The 13,670-nt window shown below is 67.8% G+C and carries 12 protein-coding genes and 1 pseudogene; 6 read left to right on the forward strand and 7 right to left on the reverse strand.

Translation table 11 applies throughout. The features are described 5' to 3' along the window. Window positions 1-140: 140 nt before the first annotated feature. Window positions 141-422 (reverse strand): hypothetical protein, encoded by a 282-nt coding sequence (locus tag ACWDXS_RS04730; protein WP_378990094.1) that lies wholly within the window; start codon window positions 420-422, stop codon window positions 141-143. A gap of 398 nt (window positions 423-820) precedes the next feature. Here ACWDXS_RS04730 and rph point away from each other — a divergent pair, with 398 nt between their 5' ends. Beyond that, entirely contained in the window at window positions 821-3,427 is a 2,607-nt protein-coding gene (gene rph, locus ACWDXS_RS04735; RefSeq protein WP_449962074.1) for a rifamycin-inactivating phosphotransferase, read from the forward strand. A gap of 55 nt (window positions 3,428-3,482) precedes the next feature. On the opposite strand, the pseudogene ACWDXS_RS04740 reads toward rph, so the two are convergent. After that, window positions 3,483-4,006 (reverse strand): annotated as a pseudogene (locus tag ACWDXS_RS04740) (LysR substrate-binding domain-containing protein); the annotation flags it as partial. Between ACWDXS_RS04740 and ACWDXS_RS04745 the strand changes: the two are divergent. The 3 genes from ACWDXS_RS04745 (at window position 3,887) to ACWDXS_RS04755 (ending at window position 5,890) form a co-directional block, all read left to right on the forward strand. Continuing rightward, window positions 3,887-4,183 (forward strand): 4Fe-4S dicluster domain-containing protein, encoded by a 297-nt coding sequence (locus ACWDXS_RS04745; RefSeq protein ID WP_449962077.1) that lies wholly within the window; start codon window positions 3,887-3,889, stop codon window positions 4,181-4,183. The pseudogene ACWDXS_RS04740 and the gene ACWDXS_RS04745 overlap by 120 nt on opposite strands. Window positions 4,184-4,275: 92 nt before the next feature. Beyond that, a complete protein-coding gene (locus ACWDXS_RS04750; RefSeq protein ID WP_449962080.1) occupies window positions 4,276-5,196 on the forward strand; it encodes a D-alanyl-D-alanine carboxypeptidase family protein in 921 nt (306 codons plus the stop codon). Between the two features lie 112 nt (window positions 5,197-5,308). Beyond that, window positions 5,309-5,890 carry a hypothetical protein gene (locus ACWDXS_RS04755; protein ID WP_449962083.1) on the forward strand — a complete coding sequence of 194 codons (582 nt, stop codon included), beginning with the start codon at window positions 5,309-5,311 and terminating at the stop codon, window positions 5,888-5,890. A gap of 120 nt (window positions 5,891-6,010) precedes the next feature. On the opposite strand, the gene ACWDXS_RS04760 is transcribed toward ACWDXS_RS04755, so the two are convergent. Then, window positions 6,011-7,282 carry a hypothetical protein gene (locus ACWDXS_RS04760; RefSeq protein WP_449962085.1) on the reverse strand — a complete coding sequence of 424 codons (1,272 nt, stop codon included), beginning with the start codon at window positions 7,280-7,282 and terminating at the stop codon, window positions 6,011-6,013. 99 nt (window positions 7,283-7,381) lie between these two features. Continuing rightward, entirely contained in the window at window positions 7,382-8,392 is a 1,011-nt protein-coding gene (locus ACWDXS_RS04765; protein WP_449962088.1) for a glutathione S-transferase family protein, read from the reverse strand. A gap of 141 nt (window positions 8,393-8,533) precedes the next feature. Here ACWDXS_RS04765 and ACWDXS_RS04770 point away from each other — a divergent pair, with 141 nt between their 5' ends. Continuing rightward, window positions 8,534-9,430, forward strand: coding sequence for a LysR family transcriptional regulator (locus ACWDXS_RS04770; RefSeq protein ID WP_449962090.1), 897 nt, complete (start codon window positions 8,534-8,536; stop codon window positions 9,428-9,430). Between the two features lie 6 nt (window positions 9,431-9,436). Here the strand turns inward: ACWDXS_RS04770 and ACWDXS_RS04775 are convergent, their stop codons facing one another. Further along, entirely contained in the window at window positions 9,437-10,216 is a 780-nt protein-coding gene (locus ACWDXS_RS04775) for an oxidoreductase (RefSeq protein WP_449962093.1), read from the reverse strand. Between the two features lie 344 nt (window positions 10,217-10,560). Here ACWDXS_RS04775 and ACWDXS_RS04780 point away from each other — a divergent pair, with 344 nt between their 5' ends. Further along, window positions 10,561-12,036 (forward strand): MFS transporter, encoded by a 1,476-nt coding sequence (locus ACWDXS_RS04780; protein ID WP_449962096.1) that lies wholly within the window; start codon window positions 10,561-10,563, stop codon window positions 12,034-12,036. A 62-nt stretch (window positions 12,037-12,098) separates the two neighbouring features. Here ACWDXS_RS04780 and ACWDXS_RS04785 read toward each other — a convergent pair whose 3' ends face one another. Both ACWDXS_RS04785 and ACWDXS_RS04790 read right to left on the reverse strand, forming a co-directional pair. After that, window positions 12,099-12,449 carry a BP74-related protein gene (locus ACWDXS_RS04785; RefSeq protein WP_378990083.1) on the reverse strand — a complete coding sequence of 117 codons (351 nt, stop codon included), beginning with the start codon at window positions 12,447-12,449 and terminating at the stop codon, window positions 12,099-12,101. A gap of 174 nt (window positions 12,450-12,623) precedes the next feature. Continuing rightward, window positions 12,624-13,655 carry a peroxiredoxin family protein gene (locus ACWDXS_RS04790; protein WP_449962098.1) on the reverse strand — a complete coding sequence of 344 codons (1,032 nt, stop codon included), beginning with the start codon at window positions 13,653-13,655 and terminating at the stop codon, window positions 12,624-12,626. Between the last annotated feature and the right edge of the window lie 15 nt (window positions 13,656-13,670).

Consider the following 13,670-nt stretch of genomic DNA (forward strand, 5'->3'; position numbering starts at 1 on the left):
CGGTGCTCCGGATAGATCAGGCAAACTCCGTCCCTATCCTGCCACCCGTGCACCCAGGCGTGGCAGGCCCGACGGTACCGCGAACCGGGTGTTCGCCGACAATTCAGCAGAGATGCACCCGCACGGCCGAGGCGGAACGGCTAGGTGTTCTGCTGCTCCGGTTCGATATCGAACTGGAGAGGGAACTGGCTCACGGTCCATGCGGCCACCGCGGTCGACGCCAGGACGTGGAGCAGGTAGATCGTGCAGACCAGGCCGATGCCGTAGTCGCGCATCCACGCACCGAGGGGAATCAGGGCCACCAGGTCGAGGCCGAGCATCAGTAGCGACAGGAGCAGAGCAGGCGCGGCCCAGGACGGCGCGGCCGGTTCGGCGGCCGCATCGGTTGTGGGCGGGAAGTCGACGGGGTTTTCGGTGGCCATGGTGTCCTCACAGGCAAAGCCGGGGGCTGGACGCTGCGTGCTAGCTGATCTGTCACATATTCGGGGTCGCAGGCTGCCCGGATCGGCGCGCGAGGTGAAAATCTCGGCATCCGCAATCGATGGGCAACATGGCGCAAGCGCCTGTCACGCGGCAGCGGTCGACTCTCGGGGGCCGGTTGCCCCGCGGTGTGGCAACCCGAATCGAATCACTGCAGATCGGGGCTGTCGTGGACTGGAATCCGGTGTGGTCACGGATTTGCCGCCGGTGTCGGGCGCACGAGCGCTTCCCGGTGCTTCCCCCTTCTACTGTATACACGATTCCGGGCTCTCATGAGGCGCTGAATCCTGGTCCATAATCGCTCGCGTCAGACCGAAAACACCAGGTGAGGAGTAGCGGAATGGCCTATGTGCTCGGGTTCGACGAGATCGATCGAACAATGGTCGCGATCGTCGGCGGTAAGGGTGCCAACCTCGGCGAATTGTCGCGGATCGACGGTGTCGAGGTGCCGGACGGGTTCTGCGTGACGACCGATGCCTTCGCTCGGACGGTGGCGGGGGAGCCGACGCTCGATGCTCGGCTCGACGAGGTGTCGCGCCTCGCGCCAGGTGATCGGGCCGCGATCTCCCGGCTGAGCGCGCAGTTGCGGCGCATGATCGAGGAACTGGTCGTGCCGGACGCGGTCGTGGAGGCGATCCTCGCCGCGCATGCTCGGCTCGGAGCAGAGGACGCCTGTGCCGTGCGATCCAGTGCGACGGCTGAGGATCTGCCGGGCGCCTCGTTCGCCGGCCAGCAGGACACCTTCCTGAATGTCGTGGGAGCGGCGGCGATCGTCGAGCATGTCCGCCGGTGCTGGGGTTCGCTGTTCACCGAGCGAGCGGTCACCTATCGACTGCGAAACGGCTTCGACCAGAAGAAGGTCCAGATGGGCGTGGTCGTGCAGCGGATGGTGTTCGCGCGCGCCGCCGGCATCCTGATGACGGCCGACCCCCTCACCTCCGACCGGACCGTCGTGTCCATCGACGCCGGTTTCGGTCTCGGCGAAGCGCTCGTGTCGGGTCTGGTCGATGCCGACGTCTACCGGGTTCGCGACGACCACATCACGGACAAGGCGATCGCCACCAAGAAGATTCGCGTGGAGCCGGTCCCGACCGGCGGCACCCAGGTGCGCGAGATCGCGGGCGAACACCGAATCGAGCCGGTCCTCTCCGATGCGCAGGTGCTGCGGCTCGCGCGGCTCGGCCGCCGCATCGAGGCGCATTTCGGCAGCCCTCAGGACATCGAATGGTGTTCGGACGGAGACGATTTCCGCATCGTGCAGAGCAGGCCGATCACCAGTCTGTTCCCGATCCCCGGCGCCGACGACGGGGAGAACCACGTCTATGTGTCGGTGGGCCATCAGCAGATGATGACCGACGCGATGAAGCCGTTGGGGCTCTCCGTGTGGCAGCTCACGAGCAACGCGCCGATGCGCGACGCGGGCGGCCGGTTGTTCGTCGACGTCACCGCGATGGTGTCCGTGCCCGCGAAAGGCGCCGCCTTGGCGGCGGGACTCGGCAAGTCCGACCCGCTGATGGGGGACGCGCTGCGCACGGTGCTCGAGCGCGGTGACTTCGTTCGTGAAGTGCCAGAAGAGGATTCCGGCGCACCAGCGACGCCGTTCGGTACCGCCCCCGCGCCGATCGACACCGATCCCGACATCGTCACCGAGCTCATCACGCAGAGCGAGGCATCGCTGGCGGCTATGAAGCGCGACATCGAGGACCTGTCCGGATCGCCGCTGCTCGAGTTCATCCGGACCGATATCCAGCAGGAGCTGCGGCGGGTCCTGTTCGCTCCCCAGGGTTTGCAGGTGATCATGGCCGCGATGGAGGCCACGGAGTGGCTCAACGATCGGTTGCAGGAATGGCTGGGCGACAAGAACGCCGCCGACGCACTCACCCAGTCGGTCCCCGGCAACGTGACATCGGAGATGGGCCTGGCGTTGCTGGACGTCGCCGATGCGATCCGCCCGCATCCGGCGGTGGTGGCTTACCTGGAGCGGATCGAGGGCGACGATTTCCTGGATGGTCTGGCCGATCACCTGGGCGGTGATGACGCACGAGCCGCGATCGAGGGGTTCCTCGGCAAGTACGGCATGCGCTGCACCGGCGAAATCGACATCACCCGGCCACGCTGGAGCGAGAGTCCCGCCACGCTGGTGCCGACGATCCTCGGCAATATCAAGAACTTCGGGCCGGGTGAGGGCAGACGTCGCTTCGAGGACGGCCTGCGCGAGGCCGAACAATCGGAACGACAGATTCTGCGACGCCTGCGCGCTCTCCCCGAAGGGGAGCACAAGGCCGCCGAGACCGCGCGAATGATCGAGCGTGTGCGCACCTTCTCCGGATATCGGGAGTACCCGAAATACGGCATGGTGAGCCGCTACTTCGTCTACAAGCAGGCGCTGCTGCGCGAAGCCGAACGGCTGGTGCGGGCCGGTGTACTGGACGAGTCCGGCGACATCTTCTTCCTGAGATTCGACGAGCTGCAGGAGGTCGTTCGCACCCATCGGGCCGAGCGGGCCCTCGTCGGTGAACGACAGGACGCGTTCCGTTCGTATCGGTCGCTCACCGCGCCGCGAGTGCTCACCTCCGACGGTGAGGCGCTCGCCGGGGCGTATCGGCGCGAGGACCTGCCCGCCGGGGCACTGCCCGGCTTGGCGGTCTCGGGCGGGACGATCGAAGGTCGCGCCCGCGTCATCGCCGAGATCGCGCAGGCCGACCTGGAATCCGGTGACATCCTGGTCACCGCCTACACCGATCCGAGCTGGACCCCGTTGTTCGTCGGGATCGCGGGACTGGTGACCGAAGTGGGCGGCCTGATGACCCACGGCGCGGTGATCGCCCGCGAATACGGCCTCCCCGCCGTCGTCGGCGTGGAACACGCCACCGAGCTGATCCGCGACGGACAGCGCGTCCGGGTGAACGGCACCGACGGATATCTCGAGATCCTCTCGGAGCCGTAACCAGGACGGCAGCGATGCCCGCGCCGTCGCGGCGTCGCTGGTCGGTGTCGACGGATCAGTCTCGCGGCGGTCGCCGTACTGTCGGTCGGGCCGCTTCGATGCGGGCGGCGAGGTCGACCAGGTCGCCCGCGGGCCGGATGGTGGGGTGCTGCGGTGCCAGATGGCGCGAAACTTTCGGGTCAGCACCAGCGAATCGGCCAGCTCGACCTCGTGCAAGGTGCCCGCACGGAGTTCGTGGGCGACGATCAGGCGGCTGACCACCGCGGGGGCGAGTCCGCTGCGGGTGGTCGCGAGAATGGCTGCGGCGGAACCGAGTTCGGCCGCGGGCCGCGCGGGGGTGCCGTGGATCTGTAGCGCCGCCCAGACGGTGTCCCGTGTCCCGGATCCCTTCTCGCGCCACACCAGCGGCGTATCGGCGAGTTCGCGCGGGCGCACCGGGCGTGCGCGGGTGGCCCACGGATGGGTCGGTGCCACGACCACGACCAGCTCGTCGGCCACGAGCACCCGGCTTCCCAGCCCCGCGGGTGCCTGCGGCCCCTCGACGAATGCGGCGCGTGCGAACCGGCCTGCCCGGTCGAGGCGATCTATTACGAAGACGATCTGCCACCCGGTCAAGAACAGTTCGTCACCGAGAACGTCCGCTTCTTCCACGAACCGCTACCCGGACGGGCGGAGCCACTCGGGCAGCCGGGCGGCGCGACCTTGGTCGGTGTACTCGGCGTCGACACGGTCTATGTGCGGGAGTTCCCGGCATAGTTCCGGCGGATCGTCGACCGGAAGGGCAACGAGTTCGGTGAATCAGGGGGTAAATCCCGCAGGTCGGCGTAGTTGTACGCCAGAATGTCGCCATGCGGACATTCGCCAAGGTGTTGCACGCCGTTACTGTCGGGGTTCTGATCGTCGTCGCTGGTCACGGCGTTGCTGCTGCCGCACCCTCCGGGAGTGCTGACGGTCTGCTGCCGTGGCCGGCTGCCGGGCCCGACGGTGTCCAGGCCTCGGGCGCGGCGTTGGCGGAGGGGCTCACCGGGACGGTGGTGTGGTCGCGGGAGGCGAACACCCCGGTCCCGATCGCCAGTATCGCGAAGGTGATGACGGCGGTGGTCGTGATCGTCAGCGGTGACCTCGAACGGCCGGTGACGGTGCCGCAGGAAGCGGGCGCCTACTGTGCCAGGGAAAACGGCAGCACCGCGGGACTGGTTCCCGGCGAGGTGCTCACCGCGCGCCAGCTGCTCTACGCGCTACTGCTGCCGTCGGGCTGCGACGCCGCCTACACCGTCGCCGAGTCGTTCGGTCCCGGTCAGGGCGGTTTCCTGGCCAGGATGAACGACACCGCGCGGGTGATGGGTTTGGCCGGAACACATTTCAGTGACCCGGCCGGTATGCCGTATCCCACCGATCACTCCACCTATTCCACGCCGGCGGACCTCGTGGCACTGGGTGTGCGGGCGATGAACCTGCCGCTGTTCCGCGAGATCGTCGGTGCGCGGGACTTCCACGTTCCCGCGGGACCCGCCAACCGCGAGCACCACTGGGAAACGACGAACCGCATGCTCGACGAATATCCCGGCACCATCGGCATCAAGACCGGCAACACCGACGCCGCCGGACACTGCCTGATGTTCGAGACGGTGCGCGCCGGCATCCCGCTGATCGGTGTCGTCCTGCACAGCTCCGACCACAGCAGCGCCGCCGCGCGGCAGGACGCCGAGCGCATGCTGAACTGGGCCTACGACCCGATTCTGCGCGTTCTGCAACCAGTCGGGGGCTGACGACCGGCGCGATCCCGGCGCAACGCTTAGCATTCGGGATGTGCGCGGTGGCAGATGGTTTCGGGTCCTCGTTTGCCTGGTCGTCCTGGGCACCAGCGGGTGCGTTGGCGCGGTGGACCGGGCGGATTTCGAGGATCAGCTGCGAGCGCGCGGCGGCGGGTTGGTGAGTTCGTTGCCGCAGGAGGCCATCACGGCGCTGAGCCGGCGAACCGGTGCCACCGACCTCGAAGCGAACGTCATCATTCTCACCCCGCCGAACTCGACCCGGTTCCGCCTCACCTTGAACGACCAACCCGCCCAGATAACCCGGTATCTGGCCGGCGACGAGGTACTGGCCGCTCGGGAACCCACTGTGCGCCTGCGTGTTCGGCCACCTGATCGATCCCGGCAGCTCGACGACTACTCCTTCGCCCTCGGCGCCCTCAGCGCGCCTCGTCCGGTTCGGGTCTCCGCCGCCGACGACCTCGACGGCGAGGATTTCGCCGTCAGCGAGGTACCCGGTCTGTCGCGTATCGAAGACATCGTCGACACCGCCCTCGCCCGAAGCGCGCTGCCCGACGGGCAGGTGACCGTCATCGTGGTGAGCCGTTTCGGCCGCGAGATCCGCATCGTCGCCAATGTCTTGTCGCCGCGCTCGGAGATGGTCGCCGAATTCGACCGGACCGGCACCTTCCTTCGAGTGCGGCAGGTATAGCGAATGCGACGAGTCCTGATTTCCGCGGTGTCGCTTGCCTGCGCCGCCGCCTTTCTCACCATTCTCCTCGCTGTTGCCATCTGGCCGGGCCAAGCGAAACTCACCGCACCCCTGTTCTGCTCACCGCCGGCCACCGAGCCGGTCGTCGTCTCGGACACCTTCCACGACTCCGAAGGAACGTCGACCAATTTCACCCTGTATTGCGTCAGCGACCGCGGGATTCTCACCGACGAGGGCTTCGCGCTCCCCGTGCTGGCGCTCTTCGTCGCCCATCTGCTGATCCTGATCGCCCTGTTCGTCCTCGCCGCCCTGATCGGCCGTATCGGACAGCGGGCCGAGCGATCCGATGGGCAGGTCGAACGGTGGCAAGACAGCTGACGCCGGAAGGCCGCCGTCAGCTTCCAAGTCGACCTGGAGATCCACCGAGAAGTGGTCGATCGGTAGGGGATTCCCCGACTCGGTCATCGTCAGATTCTCCGAACCGAGCCCGACTCGGTGCAGGAAGACCACGGTGACGGTGGCGGCGGCTCGTGCCTGGTCGGTCGGCCACATCCGGGTGGCACTGCCGTCACCGCAGTCGACGAAGCCGAGCCGGTCCAGGTGTGGGCGGGTGGCCTCGGTGGTGAAGGCGCGCAGGCGGATCTCGGTCGGCGACAGCTCGAGTTGGGCGTAGCGATCCGGTGTCTTGTCGCGGTCGAAGAAGTGCAGGACGAGTGGCTCGGGGCCGGGGCCGAGCGCTCGCATGGCGAGGTGCACGCTGCCCAGCAGGTCGGTCAGCAGGCCACGCAGGTGACCGAGGGTGTAGACGCTCCAGATCTCGTTGCCGCGCCCGGCCGAACCGGCCGACCAGGTGAAGCTGACCTCGTAATCGTCGGCGCTCGTGTGCGAGACATCGTGCTCATCGTTGGGGACCCGGTCGGCTTCGTCGATGAGATCCGGGTAGTGGTACTGGGTTTTCCAATTCCGCCACCTGCGCTGGGCATCCGCATCGAGGGCTTCGATTCGCAAGGACACCGTGCCGTGGTGGGAGAGCTCGAGGGTGCGCAGTGTGTCGCCGTCGACCCAGCCGACGCCGAGAGCCGACAGGCCGCAAAACCAGGTCGGTGCACCCCACGTCGTCACCGTCAGGTCCAGGTAGTGACGGAACTGTTCGGGCTCGATGGTCGTCACGGTGAGGGACAGGTGTGCGCGCTGCTCGCCGTCGGCACAGCGGTCGTCGACGATGCAGCCACCGGACGGTGTTCCCGGGATGACCACCACGCCGTCACCCTGGAGCAGCCACCCCGCGGTACCGCACACCTGCTCGACGTCGAGTCGGCTGAAGGTGCGGAAGTCGCTCGCGCGCAGCTGTGTCAGCAAGTCGGCGAACCAGGCATCGGGCACGGTGTCCATACCCGAGCACGCTAGCGCTGAGCACCGACACGAAGCCGTTTCGACGAATCACCGAAACCGTTGCCCCGCTTGGCTATCGGGACCGACCATAAGCGAGCCTCAGCCGATCGCGGGGACCTGCTCGGCGGGGATCGGCGCAGACGGCGGGGTGCCGTCGCCGAAGGGGCGCCCACCCAGTTCCGCACGGTGGTGCGGGGTCAGCCAGTTCGACAGGTCCGGCCCCGCGGGGACGATACCGGTGGGATTGATATCGCGGTGCACGACGTAGTAGTGCTCCTTGATCTGCCCGAAGTCGATGGTGTCGCCGAAGCCGGGAGTCTGGAACAGGTCGCGGGCGTAGGCCCACAGCACCGGCATCTCACTGAGTTTGGTGCGGTTGCACTTGAAATGGCCGTGATAGACGGGGTCGAAACGGGCAAGCGTGGTGAACAGCCGCACGTCGGCCTCGGTGATGGTGTCACCGACCAGGTAGCGCTGAGTGCTCAGCCGCTCGGTGATCCGGTCGAGGGCGGCGAAGAGCCGGACGTAGGCGGCGTCGTAGGCGTCCTGATCGCCGGCGAACCCGCAACGGTAGACGCCGTTGTTGATGTCGCGGAACACGTCTCGGTTGACCTCGTCGATCTGCTCGCGCAGCGGTTCGGGGTACAGCTGCGGTGCGCCCGGCCGGTGGTAGGCCGCCCATTCGGTCGAGAAGTCGAGGGTCATCTGCGCGTAGTCGTTGGTGACGACCTGCCCCGTGACGATCTCGACCATCGCGGGCACGGTGATGCCGCGCGGATAGTCCGGAAACCGGGCCAGATAGGCATCGCGCAGACGGTGGATGCCGAGCACCGGATCGACCTCGCCCGGATCCAGATCGAAAGTCCAGCTGAGCTTGTCGTGGGTGGGCCCGCACAGCCCGAGCGACAGCACCGGCTCGAGCCCGAGCAGCCTGCGCACGATCAGCGTGCGATTGGCCCACGGACACGCCCTGGCCGCGACGAGCCGGTACCGCCCCGGTTCGACGGGATAGCCCTCACGTCCGTCGGCGGTGATCCGCGTGGTGATGTAGTTGGTATCGCGGCGGAACTCGCCCGCCTCGACGTAGGTGCCCGCATCGGCATCGCTCACCGCCCCAGTCTCGCACACCCCGCGCGCCGGACAGCTCGACGCCGTGCACCGCTGGTCGCCGACGCACCGATCGTGGCCGGCCCGGAGTTACCGGCCTAGCATCGCGGGGGCAGCTCGACACCCTCAGGGAGGAACCCGCCGATGAGCCTTCGTCAGTTCGAGTACGCCTTGGCGGTGGCCGAAGAGGGATCGGTGACGGCGGCGGCAGAGGTGTTGCACGTTGCTCAACCGTCGGTGTCGCAGCAGATTCGCGGCCTCGAGCGGGAACTCGGCGTGAAGCTGTTCGCTCGTACGCCGACGGGCCTGGTACCCACCGTGGTCGGTCGCGCCTTCCTGCGCGAAGCGGAGGTCGCGGTGAGCGCGGCGCGGCGGGCACGGGCAACGGCGCGGGCGGGCGCCGACGAGCTGGTGGGTGAGCTGGTAGTCGCGGCGCAGATGGGCTTCGGCACTCGTCAACTGCCGCGTGCGCTGGGTGCGCTGCGCCGCCGGTTCCCCCGGGTGGAGGTCACCGTCTTCGAGGAGCCCAGTTCCGCCGAACTGGAACGCCTGGGGCGCCAGGGCGTCCTCGACCTGGCCCTGATGGCGGCGTGCGAGCAGTCTCCCGACGACGCGCACCACCTCGGCGACGAGGAGTTCGTCGTCGTGCTCGGCGCCGGGCACCCCCAACTCGCCACGGAGCGGGTCGAACTGCGTGCGCTGGCGGGGGAGCCGTGGGTCCGGTTCGACCGGGACAGCGCGCTCGACGCGGTGCTCCTGGACGTGCTGGGCAGCAACGAGCTGACCCCGACCACGGCCGCCCGCGTGTCCCAGACGTCGACGGCGGTGCGGTGGGCCGCCCAAGGGCTGGGGGTGACTCTCGTCCCGGCCTCGGCCGTGCCGCACGGTCACGAGCACCTTGTTCGTCCGGTGAATCCGGTCGTTTCCCAGCCCGTCATCGCTGTCGTCCGGACCGATCCGGGCCCGGCGGAGTCAGCGCTGCTCGAACTCCTTCGCCGCCAGACCTGGACCGAGGCCGCGTCATTCCCGCCGGTGCGCTGACCGGCTTCAGCCCCGGGGGAATTCGCCTCCGTCGACGAACAGATTGGTTCCGGTGAGCCAGCTCGCCCGGTCGGAGACGAGGAACAGCACCGCGTCGGCGATGTCGCCGGGGCGACCGTCGCGCCCCAGCGGCGTCGTGCTGGTCGCGGTGACCGTGTCGCCCAGTGTCGCGTCCATCCGTGCCCACAACTCGCGGGTCTCTTCACCGCCGGGGGTGGCGGTTTTGCCCGGCGACACGGTGTTGACCCGGATTCCGGCGGAGGCCAGGTCCAAGGCGAGTCCCCGGCTGTAGGTCTGCAGCGCGGCCTTCGCGGCCACGTAGTGCAGGAACTGCGGTGCCGCGGTGGGAACCGCGGCCGAGGAGACGTGCACGATCGCGCCAGACCGCCGTTCCCGCATCCCTGGCACCAGCAGCGAGTCCAGCCGCACCGAGGCGAGCAAGTTCAAGTCGAGCGCGTCCTGCCATTCCGCGTCGGGGATCGCCGAAGCGCTCGCGTGCGGGCGCGCGCCACCGGCGTTGTGTACGAGGATGTCCACCCCGCCGAGCACGTCGTGCGCGGCGGCGGCGAGCGCCTGTGCCCCAGCCTGCGTGCGCACGTCGGCGGTCACGAAGGTGGACCCGTCCGGGATGGTGTTCGTCGCCGATCTGGCGGTGGTGAGCACCTCGGCGCCCGCGTCCAGCAGCTGGCGCACGACGGCCGCCCCGATTCCGCGGGAACCGCCCGTGACCAGAGCTCGTTTTCCGGCGAGTTCTCGCGTGTGCGAAACATTCTCGATCGTGGTCATGCCAGCGGTCCTTTCGATTGCGTATTCGCCCGACGGGCAGGGAATCGACATGTGCGGCGCGCGAAACCTCGATGAAATCGCGGTGCGTTCCTCGTCGAGCTGTTTCACGATATGCCCGGAAAACAGTGCGCGGCAAAGACGAAATGTCAGCAGGTGGCATAGGGAATTCCTATGCCGGCCCGGCTCTTCCGCCGGTGCACGTCCCGCTGATGTCGTCGGCCGGTGGCCGTCTGGCGTCTGGCTGAACCCGCCAGTACCCTGTGCCCGTGAGACCGATGGGCAATGCGCCGGGCGGGACGGCGCGACCGCGTGTCGCTCTGACCGCAGTCGCTGTAGTGGTATTTGTGACCTTTCTCGACACCACCGTCGTCAGCGTGGCGCTGGGGGATATTCGCCATGATCTGAGCGCGGACGTGACCGCGCTGCAGTGGGTGGTCAACGCCTACACCGTCGTGTTCGCCGGGCTGATGCTCGCCGGTGGGTCGCTCGGGGACCGCTGGGGTCGCAAGCGGGTGATGATCGTCGGCCTGGTGATCTTCTGTGCCGGGTCGGTGGTATCGGCACTGGCGAGCAGTGTCGCGGTGCTCGTCGCCGGTCGCGCGATCATGGGACTCGGTGCGGCGGCGTCGGAGCCGGGCACACTGTCGGTGCTTCGGCACGTCTTCCCGGACGACCGCACGCGCGCGAAGGCGATCGGGGTATGGGCGGCGGTGTCGGGGCTGGCGTTGGCCGCGGGACCGGTGCTGGGCGGCGTGCTGGTCCATGCGTACGGGTGGCGCTCGATCTTCTGGTTCAACCTGGTGATCGCGGCGGTGGCGCTCGTCGTCGCACTGTGGTCGGTCCCGGAGAGCGCAGACCCGAGCCCCGAGCCGATCGACTGGGCAGGCGCTCTGCTCGGCGCGACGGCTTTCGGATCGGTGATCTATGCCGCGATCTCCGGTCAGGATCGCGGCTACACCTCGCCGTTGGTGCTCGCGTTCTTCGTGCTCGGCGGGCTCGCGTTCGCCGGGTTCATCGCCGTCGAAACACGGGCGCGCGCACCGATGCTCAACTTGCACTACCTGCGCTTTCCGGCAGTGCGTAGTGCACTGATCGTCGCCTTCGCCGTCTACTTCGGCATCTTCTCGATCTTCTTCTTCACCGCGCTGTATCTGCAAGTGATGCAGTCGTACTCGGGTGCGCGTACGGCCACGGTGTTCGCGCCGATGGCCGCCATGATCGTGATCGGCTCGCTGGTCGCGGGGTTCTGGGTGGCGCGGCGAGGTGCGCGCACACCGATGATTCTCGGCTGTGTGGTCGGCGCGGGCGGGATCTTGCTGACCCGCCATATGCTGTCCGGTGAGATCCACGATCCTTCGCTGTCGGCCGCGATGGCGGTGGCGGGCTTCGGCTTCGGGATCGCGGTGGTGCCGTTGACGTCCGCGGTGATGTCGGGAGTTCCGGCGGAACACTCGGGAATGGCTGCCGCGGTGACCAATACGATGCGCCAGGTCGGTTCGGCGTTCGGTGTGGCCGTGCTCGGTGCGCTGGTGAGCGGGTTCCTGTCCTCGGATCTGAAGGCGCGCATGAACGAGCTGGGTCTGCCGACCTCGCTCCAGCCCGACGCCATTCAAGCCGTGGAACTCGGGAAAATCCCCGAGGGCGTCGATATCGGCCCGTATCTGAAATACCTGTCGAAGGTTTCCGAGGTGCTCAATGCCGGCAAGGCGGCATTCCATCACGGACTCGACGTGGCTCTGCTCGTTTCGGCGGTGATGATCCTCGCCGCGGCGGCATTCACCGCGGTCGACGCGGCTCGGCACCGTGCGGATGTCACCTAGCGAATTGCGGTTCGGGTTCGCAGGACTCCGGCCGACGCGCACCGCGCCGGCCGGAATCGGTGTCAGGCGCTGACCGAAGCGGTCACTTCACGAGTCAGTCGCGACGACCACGGACACCAGAAGCAGCCAGGCAGGAATGCCCCACACGCTTCGTCGAGGTGATCCTCGGTGTAGACAATGCTGGAGTCGCACACCTCGATGGCCATGGTGAAGAACGTGATGGTGTCGGGATCGAGGTGGAAACTCCACCCGGGGTTGTAGCTCTGCGCGGTCTTGCGGATCCGGCCCATGACATGAATGGACATCGTCTCGTCGCCGGACAGGATCCGGCGCGCCTCCGCGATCCGTTGTTCGTTGTTCAGCTGGAAAATGAATTCTTTTCCGCTGTAGTCGGTGAATGCAAAGAGCGCCATGACATTTCCCCTTGGTCGATGTGTTCGGCTAGCGGGAGTCGAGCGTGTTGCGAAGTCGAGTGTATCGGCGGAGTCGCGGCAACATGAGCGCATTGCGATTGAAAACTGTTGGGAAACAACAGGTTTAGGGAATCGGTCGGTTTCTGTCTGTGAAACGGGGCAATAGGGGAGCGCCTATCGGCGCGTCCCTGAGGCGAGCTCGTCTCGACGGGGTGATCGCCGCCCCGCCTCCGTCTTCGCCGTGGTGATCAACTCGCGCACCGCGATGGCACCCCGGGCGACCGCACCCGCGACCCGCCCGTCCGCGCCGATCAGTACCGCCGACGGCGTTCCCCGGACCCGATAGCGGAGAGCGGTCTCATTGCCCTGTTGCACCAGGACCGGGATATCACCCACCTCCTGCGCGCGCCCCCAGGCGGCATGTTCGGCAAGATCGCCGTTGCCGACCAGCACGACTGTCAACGTATCCCGCACGCGCGACTGCCAGCGCGGCAACTCGCGGGCCAGCGCCGCGCACATTTCGCACCCCGGATGGACGAACACGAGCAGGACTGCCTTTCCCGGCGCGAGCAACGACGCCAGATCGATCCGCCCGCCCTCGGCGGCCAGTAGCTCGAACTCCGGTGCCACCGCGCCGACCGGCAGACCTTCGGCCCCGAGGGTCGACAGGGCCTGTTCGTCGACCCGGCGACGAAGGGCGCGCAACTCCCCGAGCGTCCAGGTCAGCACGACCGCCAGCGCTACGATCAGCGCGAGCCCCACGCAGGCCTCGACGGGTAATCCGGCAGGGACCTGCGGATACCGGATCGCGCCGACCGTGACCAGTGCGGCCAGCGCCAGCAGTAGCCCGTTACGCACCAGCGTCGCGTGCCCGATGGGCGCCGAACTCGCCGCGCCGAAACAGGAGCAGCTCGGGTGCTCGCCGCGCAGCAGCAATCGCACGATCGCCGCGGTGAACCCGGCGAGCAGCAGTGCGGACACCGCGGCCGCGATCCCCGCCGTCCGCGGGAACAGCAATCCCGCGGCCACCGAACCCTCGGCTACCGGTAACCCGATCGCCACCGTGGGGGCCCATCTGATGTCTGTCCCGAAATCGACCACCGCCTTCCGTGTCGCGGGCCCGTCCGCCAACTTCCCCCATGTCGACAGCCCGAAAGCCCCGGCCAGTACCAATCGCGAACCCCACACTCCGTATTCGATCAGCATTCCGGCACCATCCCA

The organism is Nocardia sp. NPDC003183, from assembly GCF_053590715.1.

What these genes read in the sequence shown, in the direction of transcription:
- ACWDXS_RS04730 (WP_378990094.1), bottom strand. Translation starts at nt 422, where the DNA reads ATGGCCACCGAAAACCCCGTCGACTTCCCGCCCACAACCGATGCGGCC.
- rph (WP_449962074.1), top strand. Translation starts at nt 821, where the DNA reads ATGGCCTATGTGCTCGGGTTCGACGAGATCGATCGAACAATGGTCGCG.
- ACWDXS_RS04745 (WP_449962077.1), top strand. Translation starts at nt 3,887, where the DNA reads ATGGGTCGGTGCCACGACCACGACCAGCTCGTCGGCCACGAGCACCCG.
- ACWDXS_RS04750 (WP_449962080.1), top strand. Translation starts at nt 4,276, where the DNA reads ATGCGGACATTCGCCAAGGTGTTGCACGCCGTTACTGTCGGGGTTCTG.
- ACWDXS_RS04760 (WP_449962085.1), bottom strand. Translation starts at nt 7,282, where the DNA reads ATGGACACCGTGCCCGATGCCTGGTTCGCCGACTTGCTGACACAGCTG.
- ACWDXS_RS04770 (WP_449962090.1), top strand. Translation starts at nt 8,534, where the DNA reads ATGAGCCTTCGTCAGTTCGAGTACGCCTTGGCGGTGGCCGAAGAGGGA.
- ACWDXS_RS04775 (WP_449962093.1), bottom strand. Translation starts at nt 10,216, where the DNA reads ATGACCACGATCGAGAATGTTTCGCACACGCGAGAACTCGCCGGAAAA.
- ACWDXS_RS04785 (WP_378990083.1), bottom strand. Translation starts at nt 12,449, where the DNA reads ATGGCGCTCTTTGCATTCACCGACTACAGCGGAAAAGAATTCATTTTC.
- ACWDXS_RS04790 (WP_449962098.1), bottom strand. Translation starts at nt 13,655, where the DNA reads ATGCTGATCGAATACGGAGTGTGGGGTTCGCGATTGGTACTGGCCGGG.